Here is a 7,736-nt window from a genome sequence, read left to right as displayed (position 1 = left end):
GACCACCGTGTCGCCGGGCTGGAGCAGCCCGCCCAGCTCGTCGACGACCGACTGGGTCGGGGCGCCGGCCGGGACCATCACCCAGACCGTGCGCGGCGCTTCGAGCTTGTCGACCAGTTCGGCCAGGTCGCTCACGTCGGAGATCTCGGGGTTGCGGTCGTATCCGATGACGGTGTGGCCCGCGCGGCGGATGCGCTCGCGCATGTTCCCGCCCATCTTGCCGAGGCCGATCAGTCCGAGCTGCATGTCAGTTCACTTCCTGAGAATCCTGGGAATCCTGCGAATTACGGAGGGTCCGGTACGTCGCCACGAGCGCGGCGGTGGAGGAGTCGAGCCCCGGCACGTCGGCGCCTTCGGTCAGGGCGGGTTCGACGCGCTTGGCGAGGACCTTGCCCAACTCGACGCCCCACTGGTCGAAGGAGTCGATGTTCCAGACCGCGCCCTGGACGAACACCTTGTGCTCGTAGAGCGCGATGAGCTGGCCGAGCACCGACGGGGTCAGCTCGCGGGCCAGGATCGTGGTCGTGGGGTGGTTGCCCTTGAACGTCTTGTGCGGGACCAGCTCCTCCGCCACACCCTCCGCGCGCACCTCGTCGGGCGTCTTGCCGAACGCCAACGCCTGTGTCTGGGCGAAGAAGTTGGCCATCAGGAGGTCGTGCTGTGCCTTGAGCCCGTCACTCAGCTCGGCCACCGGGTTGACGAAGCCGATGAAGTCCGCCGGGATCAACTTCGTGCCTTGGTGGATGAGTTGGTAGTAGGCGTGCTGCCCGTTCGTGCCCGGCGTGCCCCACACCACGGGGCCCGTCTGCCACTCCACCGGATTCCCGTCCCGGTCCACCGACTTGCCGTTGGACTCCATGTCCAGCTGCTGCAAGTAGGCGGTGAACTTGGACAGATAGTGCGAGTACGGCAGCACCGCGTGCGACTGCGCGTCGAAGAAGTTGCCGTACCAGACACCCAACAGGCCAAGCAGAAGCGGCGCGTTGGACTCGGCGGGCGCGGTGCGGAAGTGCTCGTCGACCAGGTGGAAACCGTCGAGCATCTCGCGGAAGCGGTCCGGGCCGATGGCGATCATCAGCGACAGCCCGATCGCCGAGTCGTACGAGTAGCGTCCGCCGACCCAGTCCCAGAACTCGAACATGTTGTCCGTGTCGATGCCGAAGTCCGACACCTTCCCGGCGTTGGTCGACAGCGCCACGAAGTGCTTGGCGACCGCCTTGTCGTCACCGCCCAGACCCTCAAGGAGCCATGTCCGGGCGGATGTTGCGTTGGTGATCGTCTCGATCGTGGTGAACGTCTTCGACGCGACGATGAACAGCGTCTCGGCCGGGTCGAGGTCGCGGGTGGCCTCGTGCAGGTCGGCGCCGTCCACGTTCGACACGAAGCGGACCGTCAACTCGCGGTCGGTGAAGGCGCGGAGGGCCTCGTACGCCATCGCCGGACCGAGGTCCGAGCCGCCGATGCCGATGTTGACGACATTGCGGATACGGCGGCCGGTGTGGCCGGTCCACTCGCCGGAGCGGACCCGCTCGGCGAAGTTCGCCATCTTGTCGAGCACCGCGTGCACGGCCGGCACGACGTTCTCGCCGTCGACCTCGATGACCGCGTCACGCGGGGCGCGCAGCGCGGTGTGCAGCACCGCGCGGTCCTCGGTCACGTTGATCTTCTCGCCGCGGAACATGGCGTCCCGGAGGCCGAACACGCCGGTGGCGGTGGCGAGTTCCTGGAGGAGAGCGAGGGTCTCGTCCGTGATCAGGTGCTTGGAGTAGTCGATCCGCAGGTCGCCGACGGTGACCACGTACCGCTCCGCGCGCTCCGGGTCCGCCGCGAACAACTCACGCAACTGCGGGTGCAGTTGAGCCGCGCGGTGGTCCTCAAGCGCGGTCCACTCGGGCCGCCGCACGAGCTTGGGGGAGTCAGACATGAGAGGGGGTCTCCTTGGTGCCCTCTGCCCGGAGGGCGATGGCGTACATCTCGTCGGCGTCGAGGCGCCGCAGCTCCTCGGCGATGAGTTCGGAGGTGGTGCGGACCTTCAGCGCGAGGGTGCGGGAGGGCTGCCCGGGCAGGGACAGCGTCGCGAGGGGGCCGTCGGGGCGGTCGATGACGATGTCACCGGCGCCGGTGCCGAGCCGGACGGCCGTGATGACCGGCCCGTCGGTGACCACGCGGTCGATCTTCACCTTGAGGCGGGCCTCCAGCCAGCGCGCCAGCAGCTCGGCGGCCGGGTTCTCGGCCTCGCTCTCCACCGCACCCGAGGTGATCTTCGACTTGGCCTGGTCGAGGGCCGCCGCCAGCATCGAGCGCCACGGGGTGAGCCGGGTCCAGGCGAGGTCGGTGTCGCCGGGCGCGTAGGCGCGGGCGCGGGTGCCCAGCTCCTCGAGCGGGTTCGCCGCCGCGTACAGGTCGGTGATCCGGCGCTGCGCGAGGGCGCCCAGCGGGTCCTTCGCCGGGATCTCGGGCGCCTCCACCGGCCACCAGACGACGACCGGCGCGTCCGGGAGCAGCAGCGGCAGCACCACGGAGTCGGCGTGGTCGGACACCTCGCCGTAGGTCCGCAGCACGACCGTCTCGCCGGTGCCGGCGTCGGCGCCCACCCGGACCTCGGCGTCGAGGTGCGAGTTGGTGCGGTCGCGCGGGGTGCGGGCGTGCCGCTTGATGACGACCAGGGTGCGCGAGGGGTGCTCGTGCGAGGCCTCCTCGGCCGCCTTGATCGAGTCGTAGGCGTTCTCCTCGTCCGTGACGATGACCATCGTCAGGACCATGCCCACGGCCGGGGTGCCGATGTCGCGGCGACCCTGTACCAGCGCCTTGTTGATCTTGCTTGCCGTGGTGTCGCTCAGGTCGATCTTCATGGCCTGCGCCAGCTCCGTCCGTCTCGTGCGAGCATCTCGTCCGCCTCCTCGGGCCCCCAACTGCCCGAGGAGTACTGCGCGGGCCTGCCGTTCTGTGCCCAGTACTCCTCGATCGGGTCGAGGATCTTCCAGGACTCTTCCACTTCCTGGTGGCGCGGGAACAGGTTGGCGTCGCCGAGCAGTACGTCCAGGATGAGCCGCTCGTACGCCTCCGGGCTCGACTCCGTGAACGACTCGCCGTAGGCGAAGTCCATGGACACGTCCCGGATCTCCATCGACGTGCCCGGCACCTTCGAACCGAAGCGGACCGTCATGCCCTCGTCGGGCTGGACGCGGATGACGATCGCGTTCTGGCCGAGCTCCTCGGTGGCGGTGGAGTCGAAGGGGGAGTGCGGGGCCCGCTTGAAGACGACTGCGATCTCCGTGACCCGCCGGCCGAGCCGCTTGCCGGTGCGCAGGTAGAAGGGGATGCCCGCCCAGCGGCGGTTGTCCACCTCCAGCTTGACGGCCGCGTAGGTGTCCGTCTTCGACTGGGGGTCGATGCCGTCCTCCTGGAGGTAGCCGACGACCTTCTCGCCGCCCTGCCAGCCCTCCGCGTACTGCCCGAACACCGTGTGCTCGCCCAGCTCCTTGGGCAGCCGCACCGACTTCAGCACCTTCAGCTTCTCGGTGAGCAGCGCCTCCTCGTCGAAGGCGATCGGCTCCTCCATGGCGGTCAGCGCCATGAGTTGCAGGAGGTGGTTCTGGATGACGTCACGCGCCGAACCGATGCCGTCGTAGTAGCCGGCCCGGCCGCCGATGCCGATGTCCTCGGCCATCGTGATCTGGATGTGGTCGACGTAGGACCGGTTCCAGATGGGTTCGTACATCTGGTTGGCGAAGCGCAGCGCCAGGATGTTCTGGACGGTCTCCTTGCCGAGGTAGTGGTCGATCCGGAACACCTGGTCCGGGTCGAACACCTCGTGCACGATCTTGTTCAGCTCACGCGCGCTCTTCAGGTCGCGCCCGAACGGCTTCTCGATGACCGCGCGCCGCCACGACCCCTCCGGAGCGTCCGCCAGCCCGTGCTTCTTGAGCTGCTTGACGACCTTCGGGAAGAACTTGGGCGGTACGGAGAGATAGAACGCGTAGTTGCCGCTCGTACCGCGAGAGGTGTCCAACTCGTCCACGGCCGCGCGCAGTTGCTTGAACGCGGTGTCGTCGTCGAAGTCGCCCGGGATGAACCGCATGCCCTCGGCGAGCTGCTGCCAGACCTCCTCGCGGAACTCCGTACGGGAGTGCTCGCGCACCGAGTCGTGCACCACCTGCGCGAAGTCCTGGTCCTCCCAGTCCCGCCGGGCGAACCCGACGAGGGAGAAGCCCGGCGGCAGCATGCCCCGGTTGGCCAGGTCGTAGACGGCCGGCATCAGCTTCTTGCGGGACAGGTCACCGGTGACACCGAAGATGACGAGCCCGGACGGGCCCGCGATGCGCGGCAGTCGGCGGTCCCGGGCGTCCCGCAGCGGGTTGTCCCAGTCGGCGCCCAGGGCGTCCGCGATATCCGTGATGTCCTCAACGCCGAGCGCCTGCGCGGCCGTTGCCGCTTCGGGAAGTTCCGCACTCATTCCCCGTCGACCCCCTTCCCGCTCAGCGACTTCGCGACGGCGTCCAGCAGGTCCTGCCAGGCCACCTCGAACTTGGCGACGCCCTCGTCCTCCAACTGCTTGACGACGGTGTCGTACGAGATCCCGAGACGTTCTACGGCGTCCAGGTCGGCGCGCGCCTGCGCGTAGCCGCCGGTCACCGTGTCGCCGTGGATGTCACCGTGGTCGGCGGTGGCGTTCAGCGTGGCCTCGGGCATGGTGTTGACCGTGCCGGGTGCGACCAGTTCGTCGACGTAGAGAGTGTCCTTGTACGACGGGTCCTTCACGCCGGTCGAGGCCCACAGGGGGCGCTGCTTGTTGGCCTTGGCGCCCGCGAGAGCGGTCCAACGGTCGCCCGCGAAGACCTCTTCGTAGGCCTCGTACGCGAGCCGCGCGTTGGCGAGCGCCGCCTTGCCCTTGAGGGCGAGGGCCTCGTCCGTGGCGAGCGCGGTGAGGCGCTTGTCGATCTCGGAGTCGACGCGGGAGACGAAGAAGGAGGCGACGGAGTGGATGGTCGACAGGTCGATGCCGGCGGCCCGCGCCTTCTCCAGGCCGGCGAGGTAGGCGTCCATGACCTCGCGGTAGCGCTCCAGGGAGAAGATCAGCGTGACGTTGACGCTGATGCCCTCGCCGATGACCTCGGTGATGGCCGGGAGACCGGCCTTCGTCGCCGGGATCTTGATCATCACGTTGGAACGGTCCACCAGCCAGGCGAGCTGCTTGGCCTCGGCGATCGTCGCCGCGGTGTGGTGGGCGAGGCGCGGGTCGACCTCGATGGAGACCCGGCCGTCCCGGCCGCCGGTCGCCTCGTAGACGGGGCGCAGGATGTCGGCGGCGGCGCGGACGTCGGCCGTGGTCATCATCCGGACGGCTTCCTCGACCGTCACATTGCGTACGGCGAGGTCGGCGAGCTGCTCCTCGTACCCCTCGCCGGAGCCGATGGCGGCCTGGAAGATGGACGGGTTGGTGGTGACGCCGACGACGTTCTTCGTGTCGACGAGTTCGGCGAGGTTGCCGGACTCGATCCGCTTGCGCGACAGGTCGTCCAGCCAGATGGAGACGCCCTCGTCGGTCAGGCGCTTGAGTGTTCCCGCGGTGGCGGTCACTTCGGTCACTGTGATCATCTTCTTTCTGGCGATCGGATCAACCGCGCGCGGCGGCAAGGGATTCCCGTGCGGCGGCGGCGACGTTCTCGGCCGTGAAACCGAACTCGGCGAACAGGGTCTTCGCATCGGCGGAGGCGCCGAAGTGTTCGAGGGAGACGATGCGTCCTGCGTCACCCACGAACCGGTACCACGTGAGACCGATCCCGGCCTCGACCGCAACGCGGGCCTTCACGGACGGCGGAAGGACGCTGTCGCGGTACTCGCGCGACTGCTCCTCGAACCACTCCACGGACGGCATCGACACCACCCGGGTGCCGACCCCCTCGGCCTCCAGCTGCTCGCGCGCCTCGACGGCGAGGTGGACCTCGGAACCGGTCGCGATCAGCACGACGTCGGGGGTCTCGGTGGAGGAGTCCTTCAGGACGTAACCGCCGCGCGCCGCATCGGAGTTGGGCGCGTACGTCGGCACACCCTGACGGGTCAGCGCGAGACCGTGCGGGGCGGGCTTCGTGGCGTGCCGCTTGAGGATCTCGGCCCAGGCGATCGCGGTCTCGTTGGCGTCGGCGGGGCGGACGATGTTCAGGCCCGGGATCGCGCGCAGCGAGGCGAGGTGCTCGACCGGCTGGTGGGTGGGGCCGTCCTCGCCGAGACCGATCGAGTCGTGCGTCCAGACGTACGTCACCGGGAGCTGCATCAGCGCGGAGAGGCGGACGGCGTTGCGCATGTAGTCGGAGAACACCAGGAAGGTGCCGCCGTAGACGCGCGTGTTGCCGTGCAGGGCGATGCCGTTCATCTCGGCCGCCATGGAGTGCTCGCGGATGCCGAAGTGGATCGTGCGGCCGTACGGGTCGGCCTCCGGGAGCGGGTTGCCCTTCGGGAGGAAGGACGAGGTCTTGTCGATGGTGGTGTTGTTCGAGCCGGCCAGGTCGGCGGAACCGCCCCACAGCTCGGGCAGGACCGTTCCAAGTGCCTGGAGGACCTTGCCGGACGCGGCGCGGGTGGCGACGGAGGAGCCCTCCTCGAACACCGGCAGGGACTGCTCCCAGCCCTCGGGGAGCTGGCCGGCGACGATCCGGTCGAAGAGCTTCGCGCGCTCGGGCTGGGCGCCGCGCCACTTGTCGAGCTGCTTGTCCCACGCGGAGTGCGCCTCGGCACCCCGGTCCAGGGCCTTGCGGCTGTGCGCGAGGACCTCGCCCGCGACCTCGAAGGACTGCTCGGGGTCGAAGCCGAGGACGCGCTTGGTGGCGGCGACCTCGTCCGCGCCGAGCGCGGAGCCGTGGGCGGCCTCGGTGTTCTGGGCGTTTGGAGCGGGCCAGGCGATGATCGTGCGCATCGCGATGATCGAGGGGCGCGCGGTCTCGGCCTGCGCCGCCCTGAGCGCCGTGTACAGCGCGTGCGGGTCGATGTCGCCGTCGGCGCCGGGCTCGATGCGCTGGGTGTGCCAGCCGTAGGCCTCGTACCGCTTCAGCACGTCCTCGGAGAAGGCGGTCGCGGTGTCGCCCTCGATGGAGATGTGGTTGTCGTCGTAGACGAAGACGAGGTTGCCGAGCTGCTGGTGGCCCGCGAGCGAGGAGGCCTCGGCGGAGATGCCCTCCTCCAGGTCGCCGTCGGAGACGATCGCCCAGATCGTGTGGTCGAAGGGCGACTCGCCCTCGGGGGCCTCCGGGTCGAACAGACCGCGCTCGTAGCGGGCGGCCATCGCCATCCCGACGGCGTTGGCGACACCCTGTCCGAGCGGGCCGGTCGTGGTCTCCACACCGGCCGTGTGCCCGTACTCGGGGTGACCAGGCGTCTTCGAACCGTGCGTCCGGAACGCCTTCAGGTCGTCGAGCTCCAGCTCGTACCCGGCGAGATACAGCTGCGTGTACAGCGTCAGCGAGGTGTGGCCGGGGGAGAGGACGAAGCGGTCACGACCGGTCCACTCGGGATCCGCGGGGTCGTGACGCATCACCTTCTGAAAGATCGTGTACGCGGCGGGGGCCAGGCTCATCGCCGTGCCCGGGTGGCCGTTTCCGACCTTCTGTACCGCGTCAGCGGCCAGAACACGGGCGGTGTCGACGGCACGACGGTCGAGATCGGTCCACTCGAAGCTGTCAGGTGTGTGCGCGTTCATCTTCAAGAAGTCCTCGGTAAGAGCGGCAGAACTGCTCGGACGC

6 protein-coding genes are annotated in these 7,736 nt (G+C 69.0%); all 6 read right to left on the bottom strand.

The annotated features are described in order from the left end of the window. On the bottom strand, positions 1-246 hold a 246-nt coding region (locus SSP08S_RS22515; protein WP_026178733.1), incomplete at its 3' end, for an NAD(P)-binding domain-containing protein. Between the two features lies 1 nt (position 247). Beyond that, entirely contained in the window at positions 248-1,924 is a 1,677-nt protein-coding gene (gene pgi / locus SSP08S_RS22510) for a glucose-6-phosphate isomerase (protein ID WP_019069893.1), read from the bottom strand. Next, positions 1,917-2,852, bottom strand: a complete 936-nt coding sequence (gene opcA / locus SSP08S_RS22505; RefSeq protein WP_019069892.1) for a glucose-6-phosphate dehydrogenase assembly protein OpcA — start codon at positions 2,850-2,852, stop codon at positions 1,917-1,919. The genes pgi and opcA overlap by 8 nt, the downstream gene beginning before the upstream one ends. Next, a complete protein-coding gene (gene zwf / locus SSP08S_RS22500) occupies positions 2,849-4,456 on the bottom strand; it encodes a glucose-6-phosphate dehydrogenase (RefSeq protein WP_019069891.1) in 1,608 nt (535 codons plus the stop codon). Before zwf ends, opcA begins: the two co-directional genes overlap by 4 nt. Continuing rightward, complete coding sequence (tal, locus tag SSP08S_RS22495) at positions 4,453-5,598, bottom strand: transaldolase (protein WP_026178732.1); 1,146 nt, start codon at positions 5,596-5,598, stop codon at positions 4,453-4,455. The genes zwf and tal overlap by 4 nt, the downstream gene beginning before the upstream one ends. A gap of 19 nt (positions 5,599-5,617) precedes the next feature. Further along, complete coding sequence (tkt, locus tag SSP08S_RS22490; RefSeq protein ID WP_019069889.1) at positions 5,618-7,693, bottom strand: transketolase; 2,076 nt, start codon at positions 7,691-7,693, stop codon at positions 5,618-5,620. Positions 7,694-7,736 lie beyond the last annotated feature (43 nt).

The sequence above is a fragment of the Streptomyces hokutonensis genome (genome assembly GCF_000376565.1).
In the GTDB taxonomy this organism is placed as follows: domain Bacteria; phylum Actinomycetota; class Actinomycetes; order Streptomycetales; family Streptomycetaceae; genus Streptomyces; species Streptomyces hokutonensis.
This window is presented reverse-complemented; position numbering and strand designations above follow the sequence as displayed.

Excerpts from the sequence above, each read along its gene's own strand:
- zwf (WP_019069891.1), bottom strand. The coding sequence starts at position 4,456 with ATGAGTGCGGAACTTCCCGAAGCGGCAACGGCCGCGCAGGCGCTCGGC.
- tkt (WP_019069889.1), bottom strand. The coding sequence starts at position 7,693 with ATGAACGCGCACACACCTGACAGCTTCGAGTGGACCGATCTCGACCGT.
- tal (WP_026178732.1), bottom strand. The coding sequence starts at position 5,598 with ATGATCACAGTGACCGAAGTGACCGCCACCGCGGGAACACTCAAGCGC.
- pgi (WP_019069893.1), bottom strand. The coding sequence starts at position 1,924 with ATGTCTGACTCCCCCAAGCTCGTGCGGCGGCCCGAGTGGACCGCGCTT.
- opcA (WP_019069892.1), bottom strand. The coding sequence starts at position 2,852 with ATGAAGATCGACCTGAGCGACACCACGGCAAGCAAGATCAACAAGGCG.